The following is a 19,986-nucleotide window of genomic DNA, read 5'->3' on the forward strand; positions in this document are numbered from 1 at the left end:
GATCGGCCCGGAGCCGAGTTGTACCGGTGTCCCCTCGAACCAAGGATCGGAAAGCAGGACGGACGTTGTCCGTCGGACGGCTCGTCGCCCTGAGGGAAGCAGACGCCGCCGCACCGGCAGAGCACTGGAACGGACGGTGGCCACGTGGGACAGCATCGTGGAGACGACTGACGACAGAAGCTATCCAAGGTGCACGGAGGAAGGAACACACAATGGCCGACACCTCGATGTCCGACCGCGCGGGATGGCGGTCCATGCTCGACGAGGTCACCGATGCACACAGCGGTGAACTGGTCACCATTGAAGTGGTGGGTCCCTCGATCGGAAGCCAGCACGAAGCGGAGCGGCTGCCGTTCTCCTATCTCACCTATGATCCGAAGGACGACGTGGTGGTCGTCGCCGTCGGGGGTCAGTCAGCGCGTTACCCGGTCGTCCTCCGCCATATGGTCCCCCACCCCAAGGAGGTCGACGTCTCTACGCCGGACGCCGCTGGGGCAGCAGTCCGAGTGGTGGACCCGGAGGACACCGCAACCTTGATCACTTTCTTCCCTGCGGAGTCCAGGACTGCCTCATGAACCAGCCCTGACCGAACGGTCCGGCGCCCGGGGCTTGCCTTCGCGGAGCCGCGGGCGCCCACTATCTGGCCGGATCGGCCAGCGAGGTCAGTCCTGCCGAAGAGGGTGGCGTAGCCGGACGGCAGCTGGCTGATGATCTGGTTCAGCTCGCCGCCGGAGACCGCGCCGGCCAGGCTGGACAGCACCGCGCTGGCGTCCCACTCGGCCGTGCGGGGACGAGCGTCGGTGCGCTCGGCGACGCGCTGGCAGAACGCCTCGACCCCGAAACTCTCACGCCTGCCCCTGTCCGTCACCCTTAAGGGGCTCGTCGAGCGGCTGCGCTGGAGGCACGCACGGGATGCCCTCGCAGCAGAGGGAGCTGGCCCCGCAACCCCGAAGGTGCTGGCTGATGCGGTAGGGGCTGACGGTGATGTGGCCGGACGGCACGGTCAGGCGCTGTTCGCGGCAGCGGGGGAACTGCTCCTGGCGCAGGTGCTGCCGCGGTCGCCCGCTCGTGACACCGGCCGCTACAGCCGGATCCCCGATGCCATGCCGCTGGCCGTGCAGCACGCCCCGGACATCGCGTACCTGGCAGTGGTCATCTGCCGGGAACGGCTTCCCGAGGCGGACGGTGACGAGTACGTGCCCACCGAGGTACAGCAGGACGACTCGATTGCCGCCTACCTTCAGCCGGGCCATTGGCCCACCAGTGCTGTCGCCCCGGAGCCACTGGCCTCCTACGGCCATCCGGCAGATGAGTGGCAGCACGCCGCGGGACAGGTCACAAACGCGGTTGAGTAGTTGGCCCGCGACCGGGGAGCCGGATGTCCTGGGATCAGCGAAGGCGACCGCTTCCACGGCGACTGTATCTGGCGAGGCGGTCACGGGACGGGGCGCCCCGCGAGGGCTTGTTCGCCGTGATCCGCGCCGCACAAGGCCGTCAGATTCAGACGCTGCTGGCCAACGACGCGTCGGGACTCCTCACGGTGCGGTTGTGGACGGGGCCCGAGCCGACGCAGATTGCCTTCTCCCACAATGAACTCACCGTCTAGGTGTATTGACCCGCAGGGTTGTTCACACGGCTGATCGGTGGCTGGCCTCCGAGGGCGGTGTGGCAGCGATGGTAGTTGTAGACGTGGAGGAAGTCGGACAGGGCTGCACTGCGTTCGTCGTTGCTGGTGTAGGGCCGCAGGTAGGCCCATTCGTCGAGCAGGGTGCGGTTGAAGCGTTCGACCTTGCCGTTGGTCTGCGGGCGGTAGGCGCGAGTCAGCTTTCCCGTCGCGCCGATCTCGGTGAGCGCCTTTTTCCTGGCCAGGCCCTTGCGGTAGGCCCAGGCGTTGTCGGTGAGGACGCGCTCGATGCGTGTGATGCCGTGTGCGTGGAAGAAGGCGGCCGCGCGGGTGAGGAAGCCCGCGCAGGTCGCGACCTTCTCGTCCGCGTGGATCTCGCTGTAGGCGAGGCGGGTGTGATCGTCGACGGCGGAGTGGACGTAGTCGAAGCCCATGCCGCGGATGGGCCGGCCGGCGTCGCGACCGCGGACCTTGTGGCCGCCACCGTCGGGGATGCGGCCGAGTTTCTTCACGTCGACGTGGATCAGCTCGCCGGGGCGGTCGCGTTCGTAGCGGCGGATCACGACGCCGGTCGGCCGGTCCAGCCAGGCCAGGCGGTTGAGGCCGTGGCGGGTCAGGACGCGGTGCACGGTGGAGGCGGGCAGGCCCAGTACCGGGCCGATGCGGGCCGGGCCGAGCTTTCGGTCCCGCCGCAGCCGGCACACCCGGTCCTCCACCGCCGCCGGGGTGCGGTGCGGCGTTCGGTGCGGCCTGCTGGAACGGTCGACAAGCCCCACCTCGCCCTCACTGCGCCAGCGGCGGATCCACTTGTGCGCCGTGGCCCGCGAGATGCCCATCTCGGCGGCCACATGAGCGACAGGACGGCCCGAACGGACACGCTCGACGAGCAGCCGCCTGCCGTGAACAGTCAGCCGGGCATTACGGTGGGACACGAAGACCTCCGTGCGGTGCGTTCCTAGACAGCTCCACCACATCGGAGGTCTTCGCCATGTTCAAGACCCCCCAGTGTCAACAACGCTGATGATCAATACATCTAGGGCGTGCGCTCGGCCGAGGAGGAGGCAGCCGACGCCCTGCTGCTTCGCGCGGCCGTACGCACCGGCGCTGAGCTGGTGGTTGTACCGCGAGCGGAACTGCCCCTGCAGGACGGCGTCGGGGCCGTACTGCGCTACAGCACCGCTGGCTGACCATCCGGCACGCCGACCGGGGCGGGCGGTGCGGAACGGAGATGCCGCTGGCCGCGACATGCCGCCGACGACGAGACCACCGTGATATCTGTCCTCGTCCGGGCACGGCGGCACCGGGTGTGGAGTCGTGCTGGAGGGCTGGGGGATAGCCCGCCTGCTCCCTGTAGCCAGGCTGCTATTACGGCGGTTTCCCGTCCTTTTGGCGGCTCGCCTATCTGGGCAGGTGGAATGGGATGGTCGTGATGACGATCTTCGGCAATGGTCGCAGAGCCCGCCGCAGTCGGGGGGCGGTCTGGTTGTGGAGGACGCGTTGCCACCAGTGACGCACGACGATCTCGGGGAGGATCACGGTCAGCGTGAGGTCGGGTCGCTGGTGGTGGAGGGTCTCGATGTAGTGGACCAGCGGGGCGACGATCGCGCGGTGGGGTGAGACGACGACCTCGAGCGGGAGGTGGTCGCCCCAGGTCGCCCAGTAGCCGCGGAAGCGTTCTGCCTCGGCCTCGGTCGGGCTGAGATGCAGGGCCAGGAGAGGTTGTCCGAGGGAGGCCGCGTATGCCAGGGCGCGCATGCCGGCGAGGTCGAGCCGGGCGATGGGCACGATGACCAGGTGGTTGACCTCCTCCGGGCGTTCCTCACTCTCGACTTCCTCTAGTTCCTCCGTCTCGGTGTCCGCTGCCATACGGGGCATGGCAGTCGGCCGCACTTGCGGTCCGGAACCCGGTGCCGGCTGTCGGGGCAGTTCGATGACGTGGGGGCGCAGGGCGAGGGCCTGGGTGCAGAGGTCGTAGTGGCGGCGGATGCGCAGGGCAAGCAGGACGAGGAGTCCGATCACGAGGACGGCGACCCATGCGCCCTCGGTGAACTTGGTGATGCCTGCGGTGACGAAGACGATGGCGGACAGCAGGCCGCCGGTGGCGTTGAAGGCCAGGCTCTTGCGCCAGTGGGCCTGATCGCGGTGGCGCAGCCAGTGCACCACCATGCCGGCCTGCGACAGGGTGAACGCCAGGAACACCCCGACGGCGTATAGCGGGATCAGGGACTGCGTGTTGCCGGCGAACCCGGCGAAGATTGCGATCGCGGCCAGCGCCAGGGCCAGGATTCCGTTGCTGAAGGCGAGCCGGTCGCCGACGCGCAGGAACAGGCGCGGTGCGTGGCCGCTGCGTGCCAGCAGGAACAGCACGCGGGGAAAGTCGTTGAAGGCGGTGTTGGCGGCCAGCAGCAGGATGGCGGCCGTCGCCGCCTGTACATAGCCGTACATGACTCCGGGGCCGAAGGTACGGCGGGCGAGTTGGGAGAGGACGGTCTCGTTGCCGTGCGGCACCACCCCGTCGAGGTGGACCAGCGCGACCGTGCCGCCGAACAGGATGATCAGCACGGTGACCATCCAGGTCAGCGTCGTACGGGCATTGCGCCACTCCGTCGGGCGGAATGCCGGTACGGCGTTGGAGATCGCCTCGATACCGGTCATGGCCGTGGATCCGGAGGTGAAGGCCCGCAGGACCAGCAGCAGGGTGACTCCTTCCGTGACCGGAAGCCGGGGCGTCGGTATGGGCTGGAATCCGCGGCCGGCCGCGTCGGCCAGCCCCACGGCCACAAGCGTGAAGACCGCGATGATGAACGCGTACGTGGGTGCCGCGAAGGCGGCACCCGCCTGGCGTACTCCGCGCAGGTTCCCCACCAGCAGGACGACGATCACCGCCACACCGATCACCACCGCGCTCGGGGCGAGCGTGGGCAGGGCTGAGGTGATCGCCTCGACCCCCGAGGCGATCGAGACGGCGACGGTCATGATGTAGTCGATCATCAGGCCGGCGGCGGCGATCACACCTGGCACCCGTCCGAGATTGTCGCTGGCCACGATGTACGAGCCGCCGCCGTGCGGGTAGGCGCGGATCGTCTGGCGGTAGGAGACGCCGACGGCGAGCATCATGAAGGCGATGACCGCGGCGATCGGCAGGGAGTAGCGCAGTCCGGCGGCGCCGCCGAGTACCAGCACTGCCAGCATTGCCTCGGGGCCGTAGGCGACCGAGGAGAGGGCGTCCGCCGACAGGACCGGCAGGGCCACCAGTTTGCGCATCCGCTCGGCGGCGATCGCGGTGCCCGCGAGCGGAGGGCCCAGCAGCACCCGCCGGACGTGGTGGCCGACGCGTCCGAGCGGCGACGGTGGGGCCTCAGCTTCCTCTTCTGCCTCGACGGCGGGCAGGCCGGTGAGGGGTACGAAGCGACCGAAACGCTTCGGGCGCACGGCGTCCGGGTAGCCGCCGAGGTTGGGATCCACCGGCAGCGCGGATCGCCACGCTTCCGGACCCTCCAGCACTTGCCCCCACTCGCGTCCGACGTAGCGCAGGATCTTCAGGTCTCGCTCACTGAGCGTCGGCAGCAGGGCATCCGGGCTCGGCGCGCCCGCAGCGGAGGTGTCCGCGGTGTCGTTCCCGCTGCCGTTGTCCGTATCCGAAGAGCGACCACGCCCGACTTCCATGCGGATCATGTACCCGATACCTGGACAGTAACTACCTTGTGCCGAAGCAGGGCGTGTTGGGCCAGGTCCAGGCGGCGCAGAATCACGTTGGGGGGCTCCTGGCGGTCGCAGGCGATGCCGCGCAGCATGTTGCGGACTTGGCTCATGGCGACGGCGGCGCGCACGTCGTGCCCGGTCACGTCGTGCCGGGCCGAACCCTGAGGTACCCCGCCGCGAACCGCGAACCCGAATCGTCGTCCCGCTTCCTGTCCTCGCAGACCGACCGCCGGTGCCGCTTTTCGACCCGCTGGGCGCAGGCGGGTTGACCGGGTGAACAGCCACTCTGGGGCCTGTCGGGACCGCTCGGCGGTCCGTCGGCGGAAGGAGTGACCATGACCGAGCAGGCCCGCAGGGCCGTTGCCTCGTACTCGACGTACCAGGAAGCCGAACGTGCCGTCGATCACCTCGCCGACCAGGGCTTTCCTGTTCAGAAGGTGGCGATCATCGGTCAGGACATGCGCCTGGTCGAACAGGTCATCGGTCGAATGGGGTACGGCGAGGCCGCCCTCCACGGCGCAGCCACCGGAGCGCTGCCCGGCGTACTCGTCGGCTGGATCTTCGGGCTGCTGAACTGGCTGAATCCGGTCGTCTCCGGTCTGCTCCTCGCCCTGTACGGGCTGATCTTCGGGGCGGTCGTCGGGGCGCTGCTCGGCGTGCTGTTGCACGCGGCCCAGGGCGGCCGCCGGGACTTCGCCTCGGTCCGCTCGATGGAGCCCAGCCGGTACGACGTCGTGGTGGACGAGGACGTTGCCGATGAGGCTGTGCGGCTGGTCGCCGGGCTGGACAGCAGGGCCGGCGCGAACACGGAGAGGGAGAGCGCCTCCTCCAGGGGCCGGCGCCCGCGCGGCGACCCCGCCCCCAGCTGAACGAGTTTCGAAGCCGGGCGGACAGGGCCCGGAGGATGAACGGTCGCCGACGGACGTCGACCGCCGCGGAAGGAGTTCCTCATGGCCAAGGCAGTGGGCATCGACCTGGGCACCACCAACTCGGTGATCGCCGTGTGGGAGGGCGGCGAGCCGTCCGTCGTGCCCAACAGCGAGGGCAACCGCACGACACCGTCCGTGGTGGCCTTCACCGACACCGGCGAGCGCCTGGTGGGCCAGCTGGCCCGGCGTCAGGCGATCCTCAACCCCAAGGGCACCATCTACTCGGCCAAGCGGTTCATCGGCCGGCACTTCGACGAGATCCCCGACGAGGCCAAGGCCGTCGCCTATGACGTCGTCCCGGGAGACAACGGCGAGGCCCGCTTCAAGGTGCGTGACAAGCTGTACGCGCCTGAGGAGATCAGCGCCCTGGTGCTGCGCAAACTCGCCGACGACGCCTCCAAGCAGCTGGGGGAACGGGTCACGGAAGCGGTCATCACGGTGCCGGCCTACTTCAACGACGCCCAGCGCACCGCGACCCGTGACGCCGGACGGATCGCGGGACTGGAGGTGCTGCGGATCATCAACGAGCCGACGGCGGCCGCCCTCGCGTACGGCATGGACAAGAAGCAGCACCAGACCGTCCTCGTCTTCGACCTGGGCGGCGGCACCTTCGACGTGAGCATCCTCGACGTCGGCGACGGCGTGGTCGAGGTGCGTTCCACGGCGGGTGACAGCCATCTGGGCGGCGACGACTTCGACCGGCGTCTGGTCGACTACCTCGCGGACGACTTCCAGAAGGAGAACGGCATCGACCTGCGCAAGGACCCGCAGGCGCTGCAACGCCTCTTCGAGGCGGCGGAGAAGGCCAAGACCGAGCTCAGCTCCGTCACCCAGACCCAGGTCAGCCTGCCGTTCATCACCGCCGACGCCTCCGGGCCCAAGCACCTCACCGACTCGATCATGCGGTCCACGTTCGAGCAGATCACCGGCGACCTGGTGGAGCGCTGCCTCGGTCCGGTCCAGCAGGCCATGGCCGACGCCAAGGTCGGCGAGAGCGACATCGACGAGGTCATCCTCGTCGGCGGTTCCACCCGCATCCCCGCCGTCCAGGCACTGGTGCGCCGGCTGACCGGCGGCAAGGAACCCAACATGAGCGTCAACCCCGACGAGGTCGTGGCCCTGGGCGCCGCGATCCAGGCCGGGGTGCTCAAGGGCGAGGTCAAGGACGTCCTGCTGCTCGACGTCACCCCCCTGTCGCTGGGCGTGGAGACGCGCGGCGGAGTGATGACGAAGATCATCGAGCGGAACACCACCATCCCGGTGCGCCGCAGCGAGACCTTCTCCACCGCCGAGGACAACCAGCCGGCCGTCGACATCGTCGTCCTCCAGGGCGAGCGCGAGCGGGCCGCCGACAACCGGGTCCTCGGCCGGTTCCAGCTCACCGACATCCGGCCGGCGCCGCGGGGCGAACCGCAGATCGAGGTCACCTTCGACATCGACGCCAACGGCATCCTCAACGTCAGCGCGCGCGACAAGGACACCGGCAAGGAACAGGGCATCACCATCAGCGAGAGCTCCAACCTCGACCGGAGCGAGGTCGAGCGCATGGTCCAGGAGGCCGAAAGCAACCGGGGCCAGGACCAGGCACTCCGCGAGGCCGTCGACGCCCGCAACGAACTCGACGCGATCGCCTACCAGGTCGAAAAGCGTCTGAACGAACTGGCCGACGCCGCGCCCGCGCACGAAAAGGCCCGCGCCGAGATGCTGGTGGCAGAGGCCCGCGACGCCGTCAAGAACGAGGCCGGAGTGGACAAGGCCAGGCCGCTGATCTCCGAACTCCAGCAGGTCTATGCCGGGCTCGCCGCCCACCAGGCCGAAGCCGCGACGGCGAGTGGTCCGTCGGACACCACCGGGCCGGACGGCTCCGGGCAGGGCGGTGCCGGCGCCGACGAAGACGTGATCGACGCCGAGTTCGACAAGGGCTGAGGTACCCGCCATGCCGATCCCTCCCCAGGACCGATCGTCCGACCTGCCGCCCGAAGGCGCCGCACAACCGCCGCAGGGGTTGCCCGAGCCCGCGCCGCCGGCCACGCAGGCCGAACCGGGGCCCGACGCGGCTACCGGTCCGGCCGGGGTCGAGGACGAGTACGCGGCCGCGCTGAAGGAGGTCGAGGACCGCTGGCGGCGTGCTCTCGCCGATCTGGACAACCTGCGCAAGCGACACGCCAGGGAACTGGACCGGGAGCGCGCGGTCGAACGCGCCCGCACGGCCGCGGCCTTCCTTCCCGTCATCGACAACCTCGAACTGGCCCTGAACCACGCGGGCTCCGACCCGGGGGCGATCGTCGAGGGGGTTCGCGCCGTGCGTGACCAGGCCGTGTCCATCCTTGAACGCCTTGGTTACGAGCGTCACGCCGAGACCGGCGTCCCGTTCGACCCCTCCCGGCACGAGGTCGTCGGCGTGGTCCAGGACCCCGACGCCGAACCGAACACCGTGGCGAAGGTGCTGCGCCCCGGCTACGGCGAGGGCGAGCGGCAGCTGAGGCCGGCCGCCGTGACCGTCGCCAAGCGGGAGTGAGCGGCCATGGCACGCGACTTCTACGAGGTTCTCGGGGTCCCGCGCAACGCCGACAAGGACGAGATCCAGCAGGCGTACCGCAAGCTGGCCCGCAGGTACCACCCCGACGTCAACAAGGACCCCGCGGCGGAGGAGCGGTTCAAGGAGATCAACGAGGCCTTCAGTGTCCTGTCCGACCCCGACCAGCGGGCCCGTTACGACCGCTTCGGCGAGGACTTCCGCAAGGTTCCCGAGGACTGGGAGGAGCGGGTCGGTGCCGGCGCGGGACCCGGCGGCGGCTTCCGCTGGTCCACCGGGGGCGGCCCCCGGGTCCGGTACGCCACCAGTGGCTTCGGCGCGGAGGGTGTCGACGTCGACGACCTGTTCGGCTCGTTCTTCGGGGGCGCCGGACGGGTGCGTGTCCCCGGAGCCGACCAGGAGGCCGAACTGCCGCTCACCGTCGAGGAGGCCTACCGCGGAGGCCGCCGCACCGTCACGCTCGCCGGTCCCACCGGGCAGCCGCGGCGCTACGACGTGGACGTGCCGCCCGGCGTCGTCGACGGGCAGCGTATCCGGCTGGCGGGCGAGGGCGGCCGGGGCAGTGGCGACGGCTCCGCGGGGGACCTGTACCTGCGAGTTCGGATCCAGCCGCACCCCCAGTTCCGCCTCGAAGGGCGGGACGTGCATGTGCAGCTTCCGGTCACCGCCTGGGAGGCCGCACTGGGCGCGACGGTCCCGGTGCCCACGCCGAGCGGGGCGACGGCCAAGGTGACCGTGCCCGCGGGCTCCTCCAGCGGCCGGCGCCTGCGGCTGCGCGGCGAGGGCATGCCGAACCCGCGCGGCGCCAACGGCAACCTCTACGCCGAGCTCCGGATCATGGTGCCGCCCAGGCTCAGCGACCGGGAGCGCGCACTGTTCGAGGAGCTCGCCGCCACCTCCTCCTTCGACCCCAGGAGGACACGATGAGTGACCCACGCGCCGAGGCGCGCCAGGCGTCTCGGCTGACAGCTCCCGCGTCGGCACGCGTCCGGTACGCGATCGTGCCGGTGCCCAGGCTCTCTCTGCAGACCGTGGCCCGCCGCTCCGGCGTCCATCCCGACCTCATCCGCCGGTTCGTCGCTCTGGGCCTGGTCGACGCCGAGCGCGACGCCGCGGGGCACTTGGTGTTCGACCCCACGGCCCCGGCGGTCCTCGCCCGCATCCAGCGGCTGCGCTCCGGACTCTGCCTCAACTACGCATCCATCGGCCTGGTGCTGGACCTGCTGGACCGCATCAGCCTGCTCGAAGCCGCCCTGCGCCGCGCCGGTGTGAGGAGTGAAACACCCCCATGGACATGAACCGTCTCACCCAGAAGTCCCAGGAAGCCCTGCAGGAGGCCCAGACCGCGGCCGTCCGCATGGGGCAGACCGAGGTCGACGGGGAACACCTGTTGCTCGCGCTTCTCGATCAGGAGGACGGTCTGATCCCGCGGTTGCTGCAACAGGCCGGCACTGAGCCGAAGGAGCTGCGCGCTGCCGTGCGCGAGGAACTCTCCCGCCGCCCGAAGGTCACCGGTCCCGGCGCGGCACCCGGCCAGGTCTTCGTCACTCAGCGCCTGTCCCGCCTGCTCGATGCCGCCGAACGGGAGGCCAAACGCCTCAAGGACGAGTACGTGTCCGTGGAGCACCTCCTGCTCGCCCTGGCCGAGGAGGGCTCGACGACCGCCGCCGGGCGACTGCTCAAACAGGCCGGCATCACCAGGGACTCGTTCCTGAGCGCGCTCACCCAGGTCCGCGGCAACCAGCGCGTCACCTCCGCCAACCCTGAAGTGGCCTATGAGGCTCTGGAGAAGTACGGCCGTGACCTCGTCCTCGAGGCTCGGTCCGGGCGGCTGGACCCGGTCATCGGCCGTGACGCCGAGATCCGCCGCGTCACCCAGATCCTCAGCCGCAAGACCAAGAACAACCCCGTCCTCATCGGCGACCCCGGCGTCGGCAAGACCGCCATCGTCGAGGGCCTCGCCCAGCGCATCGTTCGCGGCGACGTCCCCGAGGGCCTGCGCGACAAGACGGTGTTCGCTCTCGACATGGGCTCCCTGGTCGCCGGCGCCAAGTACCGCGGCGAGTTCGAGGAACGCCTCAAGGCCGTGCTCAGCGAGGTCAAGGCCGCCCAAGGGCGCATCCTGCTCTTCATCGATGAACTACACACCGTCGTAGGCGCGGGCGCCGCCGAAGGGGCCATGGACGCGGGCAACATGCTCAAGCCCATGCTCGCTCGCGGCGAACTCCACATGATCGGCGCCACCACCCTCGACGAGTACCGCAAGCACATCGAGAAGGACGCCGCCCTCGAACGCCGCTTCCAGCAGGTCCTGGTCGACGAGCCGAGCGTGGAGGACACCATCTCCATCCTGCGCGGACTGCGCGAACGCCTCGAGGTCTTCCACGGCGTGAAGATCCAGGACACCGCACTGGTCTCCGCGGCCACCCTCAGCCACCGCTACATCACCGACCGGTTCCTGCCCGACAAGGCCATCGATCTCGTCGACGAGGCGTGCGCCCGGCTGCGTACCGAGATCGACTCGATGCCCGCCGAACTCGACGAGATCACCCGCCGCGTCACCCGCCTGGAGATCGAGGAGGCGGCCCTGTCCAAGGAGACCGACCCCGCCAGCAAAGCCCGCCTGGAGGAACTGCGCAAGGAACTGGCCGACCTGCGTGGCGAGGCAGACGCCAAACACGCCCAGTGGGAGGCCGAACGGCAGGCCATCCGCCGCGTGCAGGAACTGCGCCAGGAACTGGAGCAGGTCCGCCACGAGGCGGAGGAGGCCGAACGCGCCTACGACCTCAACCGCGCCGCCGAACTCCGCTACGGCCGCCTCCAGGACCTGGAGCGCCGGCTGAAGGCCGAGGAGGAGCAACTGGCCGCCAAGCAGGGACAGAACCGGCTGCTGCGGGAGGTCGTCACCGAGGAGGAGATCGCTGAGATCGTCGCAGCCTGGACCGGTATCCCCGTCGCCCGTCTCCAGGAGGGCGAACGCGAGAAGCTGCTGCGCCTCGACGAGATCCTGCGCGAGCGCGTCATCGGCCAGGACGAGGCCGTCAAACTCGTCGCCGACGCCATCATCCGCGCCCGCTCCGGCATCCGCGACCCGCGCCGCCCCATCGGCTCGTTCATCTTCCTCGGCCCCACCGGCGTCGGGAAGACCGAGCTGGCCAAGACCCTCGCGGCGGCCCTGTTCGACTCCGAGGAGAACATGGTCCGCCTCGACATGAGCGAGTACCAGGAGCGGCACACCGTCAGCCGGCTCATGGGCGCACCGCCCGGATACGTCGGCTACGAGGAAGGCGGCCAGCTCACCGAGGCCGTACGCCGCAAGCCGTACTCGGTCGTGCTGTTTGACGAGATCGAGAAGGCGCACACCGATGTCTTCAACACCCTGCTGCAGGTCCTCGACGACGGCCGCATCACCGATTCCCAGGGCCGCACCGTCGACTTCCGCAACACCGTGATCATCATGACGTCGAACATCGGCTCCGAGCACCTGCTCGACGGCGCCACCGCCGAGGGTGAGATCAAGCCGGACGCCCGCGCCCTGGTATTGGGCGAGCTGCGCGGGCACTTCCGCCCGGAGTTCCTCAACCGCGTCGACGACATCGTGCTGTTCAAACCGCTCGGCGAGCGGCAGATCGAGCGGATCGTGGAGCTGCAGTTCGACGAGCTGCGCCGCCGGCTCGCCGAACGCCGCATCACCGTCGAACTCACCGATGCTGCCCGGGAAGTGATCGCCCACCAGGGCTACGACCCGGTGTACGGGGCCCGGCCACTGCGCCGCTATATCTCCCACGAGGTCGAGACGTTGGTCGGGCGGTCCCTGCTGCGCGGCGACGTTCAGGACGGCGCGACGGTCCGCGTCGACGCCGAACACGGAGAGCTGGTGGTCACCTATGCCCAGCCCGACGACGTGAAGGGAGCGCGGGCGGCATGAGCACGATGCAGGCGACAACCGTCAGTTGTCCGAACTGCGGGCGCACCAACCGGGTGCCCGCAGCCGCGGAGGGCCGACCCAGGTGCGGCCACTGCAAGCAGCCCCTACGGTGGATGGTGGACGCGGGCGACGACGACTTCACCGAGGTCGCCGAGCGGGCCGATGTCCCCGTCGTGGTCGACCTGTGGGCCACCTGGTGCGGCCCCTGCCGCATGGTGAGCCCCGCGCTGGAGAAGGTCGCCGACGATCTCGCGGGAACGATCAAGCTGGTCAAGGTCGACATCGACAAGAACCCGCGCCTGGCGCGGCGGTTCGAGGTCCAAGCGGTACCGACGCTGCTGGTCCTCGACAAAGGACAGACCATCGCCCGGCAGTCGGGTGCCGCACCTGCCCCTGCCCTACGGCGGTGGGTGGAGCAGTCGATCGCGGGCCGCGAACCGTCCGGGAAAGGGTGATCGGCCATGACCGTACGGACCGACCCCCACCTCGCCCTCGTACGCCCCGTCGCCCCGCGTGCCCCGGGGTGCGAGGAGTGCCTGGCCACGCATTCCCCCTGGGTCCACCTCAGGCTCTGCCTGACCTGCGGCCACGTCGGCTGCTGCGATTCCTCGCCGAACCGGCACGCCCGCCGTCACGCCGCCGCCGACGGCCATCCGATCGTGGCGTCGCTGGAGCCCGGCGAGGACTGGCGGTGGTGCTTCGTCCATGAGGCGTTCGTGTGATGTCCGGCGACGAGACGCGGCCCGGCGCAGCGCCTGTGCCGGACGAGGCGGAGGAGAGCGTCCCCTTCGAGACGCCCGACATCTACGGCGCCTATCCCCGCCTGTCGGGCGACCAGATGGCCCGCCTGGCGCAGCACGGCCGGCGGCACGCGGTCGACGCCGGTGACGTGCTGATCCGGGAGGGGGAGCGGTGCGAGACGTTCTACGTCGTCCTCAGTGGTTCGGTCGCCATCGTCGAGGGCTACGGCACGCCCGATGAACACCTGCTACGCGTGCACGGCCCCGGCCGCTTCATCGGCGAACTCGGCCTCCTGAACGGACAGGTGGCCTTCTACACCGCCGTGGTCAGGGACCCCGGCGAGATTCTCGCCCTGTCCATGGACCAGCTGCGTGACCTGGTGACCCGGGACTCCATCCTTGGTGATGTGGTGCTGCGCGCCTGCCTGGGCCGCCGTGCTCTGCTCGTCGGGCAGGGCGCCGGTTTCCGCATCATCGGCTCGCGCTATTCGCCCGACACCCGGCGGCTGCGCGAGTTCGCCGCCCGCAACCGGCTGCCGCACCGCTGGATCGATCTGGAGACGGACGAGGAGGCCGAGGCGCTGCTGCGCCGCTTCGCGGTCGGTCCGGAGCAGACGCCGCTGGTGATCTGGCGGGACACGACCTTGCTGCGCAATCCGAGCAACGCCGAACTGGCCCGGTTCATCGGCCTGCCGCCCCTGCCGTCGGGCAACGGCCACGGCGATCTCCTGATCGTCGGCTGCGGTCCGGCCGGTCTCGCCGCCGCGGTGAACGCCGCCTCGGAGGGCCTCGGCACGACCGTGGTCGAGGCGATGGCCACCGGTGGCCAGGCCGGGATGTCCTCCCGCATCGACAACTGCTTCGGCTTCCCCTCCGGCATCTCCGGCGCCGAACTCACCGAGCGCGCTGTGCTCCAGGCGGGCAAGTTCGGCGCCCGGATCAGCGTCCCGGCGGAGGCGGCCCGGCTCGAACCGCGGGGCGGCCACTACGCCGTAAGCTTCGCCGACGGCAGCGAGATCACCGCCCGCACCGTCGTCCTGGCAACCGGCGCCCGCTACCGCCGCCTCCATGTGCCCGGCATCGAACCGTTGGAGGGCGCGAGCGTCCACTACTCGGCGACCCTCTACGAGGCCCAGCAGTGCCGTACCGACCCGGTGGCGGTGGTCGGCGGCGGCAACTCCGCAGGCCAGGCCGTGCTCTTCCTGGCCGGGTACGCACCGCGGGTGTATCTGCTCGTCCGTGGGCCGAGCCTCGAGGCGCACATGTCCCGGTACCTGATCGATCAGATCGAGCGCCACCCGCGGGTGCGCGTGCTGCTGCACACCGAGATGACCGAGGCACTCGGCGACAAGGCGCTGGAGGCGATCACCGTGGTCGACCACCATACGGGCGAGCACCGCCACCTCGCGGTGCGGGCCCTGTTCGTCTTCACCGGCGCAGACCCTCACACCGAGTGGCTGTCCGGCGCGCTCGCCCTCGACGCGCGCGGCTACGTGCTCACCGGCGCGGAGGCGCAGGCGTGCTCCGTTCCCGAACTGTGGCAGAGCCAGGGCCGCGACTGCCTGACGTTGGAGACCAGCCTGCCTGGCGTCTTCGCCGCCGGCGACGTCCGCAGCGGCTCGGTGAAGCGTGTGGCCTCCGCGGTCGGAGAAGGCGCGATGAGTATCCACTTCGTGCACCGCTACCTGGGCCACGCGGCCGCGCCGGGCGGCACCGACAGCTCCCCGTACACCCGTCCGAAGGAGTCCGCTTGGCTTGGATGACACCCAGCGGGCGAGGAGATCACGAGAAGGAGAAGGAGGCGATGGTAATGACCACGCCCGTCCGGCGCCCCCGGGGTGGCGCAATGCAGGACAGGCCCCTTGGCTGGGCACGCAATCCGCTGACGGAGTTCGACCAACTGCTCAGTGAGATGAGCGGACTGATCGAATCCACGATGGGAGGCGTGACGCCCGCAGTCGCGTGGACACCCCTGGCGGATGTCACGGAGTCCGACGACGCCTTCCACGTCGAGATCGAACTCCCCGGCGTCAAGAGCAAGGACATCAACGTCGAAGCCAACGGCCAGGAGCTGGTGGTCACCGGAGAAATCAAGGAGAAGGAACGCAAAGGCGTCCTGCGCCGGAGCACCCGCCGCACCGGAGCCTTCGAGTACCGGCTGCGGCTGCCCGGAGAGGTCGACACCGAAAAGATCAATGCGCAGATGTCGGACGGGGTGCTCGCCATCACCGTCCCCAAGGCCGAGGTCGCAAAGCCCCGGCACATCGAGATCAGCGAGACGAGCACCGAGAGCAGCGGCTGAGACGCGAACGCCGCGGTTCCAGGCACCCACCTGGCACCGCGGCCGGGCCGACGAGGCTCGACCCCCGGGGCGGATCATGAACGACGTCCCGTATCGCAACCCCTCACGGCGGGGGAGCCGCGGCACGCGGCTCCCCACCGGCTTCCTTTCGGCGCCGCAGACGCCAGGCGCGCAGGAACCGAAGGGGGAGCAGACCCAGCGGTGCCCGCCGGCCCATGTCCGCCTGGTCCTCGCGGTCGAATGCCCGCGCGTAACGCTCGGCATCCTGGGCCGTCGGGTATCGCTTGCTTCCCTCTGCTCCGCACCTACGGGCACAGTGCCAGAGCATCGTGTCGCCCTCATGGAGAAAGCGAAAACGGTGTCCCAGAAGGTGGCAACGCAGCACAGAAGACCACCCTATTCGGACCGACCCATTCCGGCCTGTTCTGTTCCTCTGCAGGCAACAGCCCATGGCTCTGAACGAGAAGGCATGGCATGACCAGGACCGCCGAGTTCGGTGTCATCACGACCAAGGTCCCCGCTCGGCTTGACCGGCTGCCGTGGTCCCGATTTCATCGGCGGATCATCATCGGTCTGGGAGCCGTCTGGATTCTGGACGGGCTCGAAGTGACGATCGTCGGGGCGGTTGCCGCCCGCATGACCGAGCCGGGCAGTGGCATCAACGTGACCAGCGCCGACATAGGCACTGCCGCAGCCGTCTATGTGGCGGGTGCATGTGCGGGCGCTCTCCTGTTCGGGAGGCTCACCGACCGCTACGGGCGCAAGAAGCTGTTCATGATCACGCTCGGCATCTACATACTCGCCACCGTCGCGACCGCGTTCGCCCACGACGCCTGGTACCTCTACCTCGCCCGCTTCATCACCGGTATGGGCATCGGCGGAGAGTATGCCGCGATCAACTCGGCCATCGACGAGCTGATTCCGGCCCGCAACCGCGGGCAGGTGGATCTGGCCATCAACGGCAGCTACTGGGTCGGTGCGGCGCTCGGCAGCCTGGTCGCCGTGCTGCTTCTCAACGAGAGTCTGCTGGCAGCCGGCCTTGGCTGGCGGCTGGCCTTCGGCCTCGGCGGCGTTCTGGGCCTGGGCATCATGCTGGTACGCCGCCATGTGCCGGAGAGTCCGCGCTGGCTGTTCATCCACGGGCATGAAGACGAGGCCGAACGCATCGTCGACCGGATCGAGGCCGAGGTGCACGAGGAGACCGGCCGTGAGCTGCCGGAACCGGGCGAGGCGGTCACCGTACGGCAGCGCGACGTCATCCCGTTCACGGAGATCGCCGGCGTGGCTCTGCGGCGGTATCCACGTCGCGCCGTTCTCGGTCTGGCGCTCTTCGTCGGACAGGCGTTCCTGTACAACGCGATCGTCTTCGACCTGGGCACGATCCTGAACGGCTTCTTCGACATCGGCTCCGGCTCGATCCCCTACTTCCTTGTCCTCTTCGCGATCGCCAACTTCCTCGGCCCACTCCTTCTCGGCAGACTGTTCGACACCCTTGGCAGAAAACCGATGATCGCGGGCACCTACTTCGGCTCGGCGGTCGTGGCAGCCGTCCTCGCCGCCCTGCTGATCAACGGCTCCCTGACGACTTGGTCGTTCTTCCTGCTGGTCTCGTTGACCTTCTTCGTGGCGTCCGCGGGAGCGAGCTCGGCCTACCTGACGGTGAGCGAGGTCTTCCCCATGGAGACCCGAGCGCTGTCCATCTCGCTGTTCTTCGCGATCGGCACGGCCGTGGGCGCAATCACCGGCCCGCTGCTGTTCGGCCACTTGATTCACACTGGCGATGCCAACCTGGTGGGCATCGGCTTCCTCGTCGGAGCGGCAGCCATGGCGCTGGGCGGGGTGGCCGAGGTCTTCTTCGGTGTGCGGGCCGAACAACAGTCCCTGGAGAACATCGCCCGCCCACTCACCGCTGAGGAAGCCGAGGCAGACTGGCGCAACGAGCCCGCACCGCAGGACGCACGAGACCGCCTCCGGCCCGAGCACGTCCGGCAGGCCGCGCACGAGCGGGAACAGCGGATCACCGACCGCACCGCCCGCCGCCGGGAGCGGGAGCGCACCCGAGCCCGCCGCTACCGCCCGGGCACCGGACCGGGCAGCAGGATGTACTCGCCAGGGATGGCCGGCACCGCGGGCACGGCAAGCCGTACGTCCGCCATGGCCGAACAACGCCTCGACGACGAGATCGAACAGATCACCCACGCGCTCGAAGAAACCGGCCCGACGAGCCGCGACCAACTCGAACAGGCCGTGGGCGGTCGTTCCTGGGGCACCGGACGCTTCCGCCGTGCCCTGCGTGAGTCCGAGCGGGAGTTCAGGGCCAGGAGTCTTGCCAACGGCAGCTACGCGCCGACGGACGGATGCGGCCGGTCCGACAGCACACCGGACGACCCCCATGACCAGCGGTGACCGGGGCAGAAGGAGCAGCGATGAAATACGACGGATTCCTCGCCCAAGTACGCGAGCGAGGCGGATACAAGGACCAGGACGAAGCCGCGGACGTCACCAAGGCCGTACTGGAAGTGCTGGCCCAACGGATCAGTCCGGGAGAGGTCAAGGACCTCGCATCCCAGCTGCCCGGCCCGCTGGGACAGGTTCTGGACCATGCCACGCCGCAGCAGGCGCAGAGCTTCGGGATCGAAGAGTTCTACCGCCGGGTCGCCGAGCGCACCCATGCCCGGCCGCGTACGGCGCAGTGGGACGCCAGCGCGGTCCTGACCACGGTTGCCGACGCTGTCACCGGCGGAGAACTGAATCAGATCATCAGCCAACTCCCGTCCAGTTACGCGATCCTGTTCGGCAAGGCCGACCTTGCGGACTGAGCCCGTGAGGCGCCCAGAACGAACGGCCAACGAAAAATGCGTCCCAGCACTACGTCGCGGGCGGTTGCCGAGTGTCGGCATCCACTGACGTCAGCGTCTGGACCTCGGAGTACCGGCGCCCAGTTGCGCCCTGCGGCTCTTGCCGTTACGGATCAGGAGGCTGCCACTCGAACATCAAGATCGTGGCGTCATCGCTGAGTTTGTTGTGCCGATGCTCGAGGATGGCGTGGATGAGCAGGCGCAGCGCTTCCGGGGCGCTCTGCCCCGCTGCGGTCGACCGGATGATGTAGTCGGTGAAGCGCTCCAGGCCGAACTCTTCGCCTGCCTCGTCACGTGACTCTACGACGCCGTCTGAGTAGAGCAGTATTCGGTCACCGGGTTCGAGGCTGACCTCGTGCACCTGACGGGCGGTCCCGCCGAGACTGGCGGGTAGACCCAGAGGAGGCTCAGGTGGCCGCTCCAAGGCATTGCGGAGCAGGCGGTGGCGACGGATGAGCAACGGGGGCGGGTGGCCGCAGTTGCACCAGCGCAGCACACCGGTGGGCATGTGCAACTGGGTGAAGACACCCGTGCAGAACTGTTCCGGAAGCCACTTCGCCAGTGCCTCGTCCATGGTGCCCACGAGTTCGTCCAGGTCTGCCCCGCTGCGCCGGGCGTTACGGCAACCTGCCATGGCGACAGAGGTGGCAAGTCCGGACGCCAGATCGTGCCCCATGCCGTCAAGGACCGTGGCGTGCAGAACGTCCTCGGTGAACGCATGGTCGAAAGCATCGCCGCCCAGTTCGTACGCAGGCTCCAGAACCGCCGTCGAAACGACCCGCCCGGTGCCGATCGACCGGGGAGGGAGAAAAGCCCTCACCATCTCCGTGGGCAGGTGCATCGGCCTGGTACGCATGCGCTGCGCGATGGTGTCGCTGTAGGTGCGCTTGGATGTGATGATCAGTGCGAGGAGCAGCGCCGTCGTTCGACAGCGCCGCAGCTTGAGCCCGTCCAGGGTGCTCATGTTCAGCTCCACGACGCCCAGCCGCTCCGCTCCGTCGGCCAGGGGCAGCCATACGTTCAGCCCGCCGGAGGGGACTTCTTCCACTCGGAGAGAGTCGGTGCGGTAGGCCCATCCGGCCAGCGAAGTGTCCAGCTCCAGTTCCGGCTCGCTTTCGACAAGCGGCACCAGCAGTCTTTGCTGGATGTCGACCAGATAGATAACGGCCCTGCCTATACCCATGGCCTCGGCATACCGGTTCAGGACCACGGGCAGTTCCGCAGGTGATGCCAGCTGGGCTGCTCTGACCAGTTCCTCCAGCAGCCGCTCACCGGACCCGACGGACATGTTCCTGTCCATGCCTTCGATGATCCCCGCGAGATCGAGCCGCCACAATCTGAGCTCTCCGACATCCGAGATGTGAGCC

General features: G+C 69.2%; 18 protein-coding genes and 1 pseudogene. 14 read left to right on the forward strand and 5 right to left on the reverse strand.

Going from position 1 to position 19,986, the window contains the following annotated elements:
- The first annotated feature begins 212 nt into the window (after positions 1 to 212).
- Positions 213 to 575, forward strand: coding sequence for a DUF5335 family protein (locus GV126_RS10985; RefSeq protein ID WP_159664875.1), 363 nt, complete (start codon positions 213 to 215; stop codon positions 573 to 575).
- An 80-nt stretch (positions 576 to 655) separates the two neighbouring features.
- On the opposite strand, the pseudogene GV126_RS10990 reads toward GV126_RS10985, so the two are convergent.
- Positions 656 to 847: pseudogene (locus GV126_RS10990) on the reverse strand (DUF2267 domain-containing protein); the annotation flags it as partial.
- Positions 848 to 953: 106 nt separating this feature from the next.
- On the opposite strand from GV126_RS10990, the gene GV126_RS10995 reads away from it, so the two are divergent.
- Positions 954 to 1,355 carry a hypothetical protein gene (locus tag GV126_RS10995; RefSeq protein WP_159664877.1) on the forward strand — a complete coding sequence of 134 codons (402 nt, stop codon included), beginning with the start codon at positions 954 to 956 and terminating at the stop codon, positions 1,353 to 1,355.
- Between the two features lie 247 nt (positions 1,356 to 1,602).
- Here the strand turns inward: GV126_RS10995 and GV126_RS11000 are convergent, their stop codons facing one another.
- The 3 genes from GV126_RS11000 to GV126_RS37285 all read right to left on the reverse strand — a co-directional run bounded on the left by GV126_RS11000 (position 1,603) and on the right by GV126_RS37285 (position 5,733).
- Positions 1,603 to 2,556 (reverse strand): IS481 family transposase, encoded by a 954-nt coding sequence (locus GV126_RS11000; RefSeq protein ID WP_159664879.1) that lies wholly within the window; start codon positions 2,554 to 2,556, stop codon positions 1,603 to 1,605.
- 466 nt (positions 2,557 to 3,022) lie between these two features.
- Positions 3,023 to 5,290, reverse strand: coding sequence for an APC family permease (locus tag GV126_RS11005; RefSeq protein WP_159673530.1), 2,268 nt, complete (start codon positions 5,288 to 5,290; stop codon positions 3,023 to 3,025).
- A 5-nt stretch (positions 5,291 to 5,295) separates the two neighbouring features.
- Entirely contained in the window at positions 5,296 to 5,733 is a 438-nt protein-coding gene (locus GV126_RS37285) for a SpoIIE family protein phosphatase (protein WP_328707333.1), read from the reverse strand.
- On the opposite strand from GV126_RS37285, the gene GV126_RS11015 reads away from it, so the two are divergent.
- From GV126_RS11015 to GV126_RS11070, 12 genes are all read left to right on the forward strand, one after another.
- Complete coding sequence (locus tag GV126_RS11015) at positions 5,662 to 6,195, forward strand: general stress protein (RefSeq protein ID WP_185948147.1); 534 nt, start codon at positions 5,662 to 5,664, stop codon at positions 6,193 to 6,195. The genes GV126_RS37285 and GV126_RS11015 overlap by 72 nt on opposite strands.
- A gap of 81 nt (positions 6,196 to 6,276) precedes the next feature.
- Positions 6,277 to 8,181, forward strand: coding sequence for a molecular chaperone DnaK (dnaK, locus tag GV126_RS11020; protein WP_159664881.1), 1,905 nt, complete (start codon positions 6,277 to 6,279; stop codon positions 8,179 to 8,181).
- 10 nt (positions 8,182 to 8,191) lie between these two features.
- Entirely contained in the window at positions 8,192 to 8,773 is a 582-nt protein-coding gene (locus GV126_RS11025; RefSeq protein ID WP_159664883.1) for a nucleotide exchange factor GrpE, read from the forward strand.
- A 6-nt stretch (positions 8,774 to 8,779) separates the two neighbouring features.
- Positions 8,780 to 9,718 carry a DnaJ C-terminal domain-containing protein gene (locus GV126_RS11030; protein ID WP_159664885.1) on the forward strand — a complete coding sequence of 313 codons (939 nt, stop codon included), beginning with the start codon at positions 8,780 to 8,782 and terminating at the stop codon, positions 9,716 to 9,718.
- The gene (locus GV126_RS11035) at positions 9,715 to 10,089 is read left to right on the forward strand and encodes a chaperone modulator CbpM (protein ID WP_202036245.1); all 375 of its coding nucleotides are present in this window, start codon (positions 9,715 to 9,717) and stop codon (positions 10,087 to 10,089) included. The genes GV126_RS11030 and GV126_RS11035 overlap by 4 nt, the downstream gene beginning before the upstream one ends.
- On the forward strand, positions 10,080 to 12,719 hold the full coding sequence (clpB, locus tag GV126_RS11040; protein ID WP_159664887.1) for an ATP-dependent chaperone ClpB: 2,640 nt from the start codon (positions 10,080 to 10,082) through the stop codon (positions 12,717 to 12,719). Before GV126_RS11035 ends, clpB begins: the two co-directional genes overlap by 10 nt.
- Positions 12,716 to 13,174 carry a thioredoxin gene (trxA, locus tag GV126_RS11045; RefSeq protein WP_159664889.1) on the forward strand — a complete coding sequence of 153 codons (459 nt, stop codon included), beginning with the start codon at positions 12,716 to 12,718 and terminating at the stop codon, positions 13,172 to 13,174. The genes clpB and trxA overlap by 4 nt, the downstream gene beginning before the upstream one ends.
- Positions 13,175 to 13,180: 6 nt before the next feature.
- The gene (locus GV126_RS11050; protein ID WP_159664891.1) at positions 13,181 to 13,441 is read left to right on the forward strand and encodes a UBP-type zinc finger domain-containing protein; all 261 of its coding nucleotides are present in this window, start codon (positions 13,181 to 13,183) and stop codon (positions 13,439 to 13,441) included.
- A complete protein-coding gene (locus GV126_RS11055) occupies positions 13,441 to 15,222 on the forward strand; it encodes an FAD-dependent oxidoreductase (RefSeq protein ID WP_159664893.1) in 1,782 nt (593 codons plus the stop codon). Before GV126_RS11050 ends, GV126_RS11055 begins: the two co-directional genes overlap by 1 nt.
- Before the next feature lie 47 nt (positions 15,223 to 15,269).
- Complete coding sequence (locus GV126_RS11060) at positions 15,270 to 15,761, forward strand: Hsp20/alpha crystallin family protein (RefSeq protein ID WP_185948146.1); 492 nt, start codon at positions 15,270 to 15,272, stop codon at positions 15,759 to 15,761.
- A gap of 474 nt (positions 15,762 to 16,235) precedes the next feature.
- On the forward strand, positions 16,236 to 18,167 hold the full coding sequence (locus GV126_RS11065) for an MFS transporter (RefSeq protein ID WP_159664895.1): 1,932 nt from the start codon (positions 16,236 to 16,238) through the stop codon (positions 18,165 to 18,167).
- 20 nt (positions 18,168 to 18,187) lie between these two features.
- Positions 18,188 to 18,580, forward strand: coding sequence for a DUF2267 domain-containing protein (locus GV126_RS11070; protein WP_159664898.1), 393 nt, complete (start codon positions 18,188 to 18,190; stop codon positions 18,578 to 18,580).
- 145 nt (positions 18,581 to 18,725) lie between these two features.
- On the opposite strand, the gene GV126_RS11075 is transcribed toward GV126_RS11070, so the two are convergent.
- Positions 18,726 to 19,919: a PP2C family protein-serine/threonine phosphatase gene (locus GV126_RS11075; RefSeq protein ID WP_159664901.1), complete on the reverse strand. Its 1,194-nt coding sequence runs from the start codon at positions 19,917 to 19,919 to the stop codon at positions 18,726 to 18,728.
- Between the last annotated feature and the right edge of the window lie 67 nt (positions 19,920 to 19,986).

Origin of the sequence: Streptomyces mexicanus, from assembly GCF_902506575.1 — a bacterium.
GTDB classification, from domain to species: domain Bacteria; phylum Actinomycetota; class Actinomycetes; order Streptomycetales; family Streptomycetaceae; genus Streptomyces; species Streptomyces mexicanus.

What these genes read in the sequence shown, in the direction of transcription:
- GV126_RS10985 (WP_159664875.1), top strand. Translation starts at nt 213, where the DNA reads ATGGCCGACACCTCGATGTCCGACCGCGCGGGATGGCGGTCCATGCTC.
- GV126_RS11005 (WP_159673530.1), bottom strand. Translation starts at nt 5,290, where the DNA reads ATGGAAGTCGGGCGTGGTCGCTCTTCGGATACGGACAACGGCAGCGGG.
- GV126_RS11015 (WP_185948147.1), top strand. Translation starts at nt 5,662, where the DNA reads ATGACCGAGCAGGCCCGCAGGGCCGTTGCCTCGTACTCGACGTACCAG.
- dnaK (WP_159664881.1), top strand. Translation starts at nt 6,277, where the DNA reads ATGGCCAAGGCAGTGGGCATCGACCTGGGCACCACCAACTCGGTGATC.
- GV126_RS11025 (WP_159664883.1), top strand. Translation starts at nt 8,192, where the DNA reads ATGCCGATCCCTCCCCAGGACCGATCGTCCGACCTGCCGCCCGAAGGC.
- GV126_RS11030 (WP_159664885.1), top strand. Translation starts at nt 8,780, where the DNA reads ATGGCACGCGACTTCTACGAGGTTCTCGGGGTCCCGCGCAACGCCGAC.
- GV126_RS11035 (WP_202036245.1), top strand. Translation starts at nt 9,715, where the DNA reads ATGAGTGACCCACGCGCCGAGGCGCGCCAGGCGTCTCGGCTGACAGCT.
- clpB (WP_159664887.1), top strand. Translation starts at nt 10,080, where the DNA reads ATGGACATGAACCGTCTCACCCAGAAGTCCCAGGAAGCCCTGCAGGAG.
- trxA (WP_159664889.1), top strand. Translation starts at nt 12,716, where the DNA reads ATGAGCACGATGCAGGCGACAACCGTCAGTTGTCCGAACTGCGGGCGC.
- GV126_RS11050 (WP_159664891.1), top strand. Translation starts at nt 13,181, where the DNA reads ATGACCGTACGGACCGACCCCCACCTCGCCCTCGTACGCCCCGTCGCC.
- GV126_RS11055 (WP_159664893.1), top strand. Translation starts at nt 13,441, where the DNA reads ATGTCCGGCGACGAGACGCGGCCCGGCGCAGCGCCTGTGCCGGACGAG.
- GV126_RS11060 (WP_185948146.1), top strand. Translation starts at nt 15,270, where the DNA reads ATGACCACGCCCGTCCGGCGCCCCCGGGGTGGCGCAATGCAGGACAGG.
- GV126_RS11065 (WP_159664895.1), top strand. Translation starts at nt 16,236, where the DNA reads ATGACCAGGACCGCCGAGTTCGGTGTCATCACGACCAAGGTCCCCGCT.
- GV126_RS11070 (WP_159664898.1), top strand. Translation starts at nt 18,188, where the DNA reads ATGAAATACGACGGATTCCTCGCCCAAGTACGCGAGCGAGGCGGATAC.
- GV126_RS11075 (WP_159664901.1), bottom strand. Translation starts at nt 19,919, where the DNA reads ATGGACAGGAACATGTCCGTCGGGTCCGGTGAGCGGCTGCTGGAGGAA.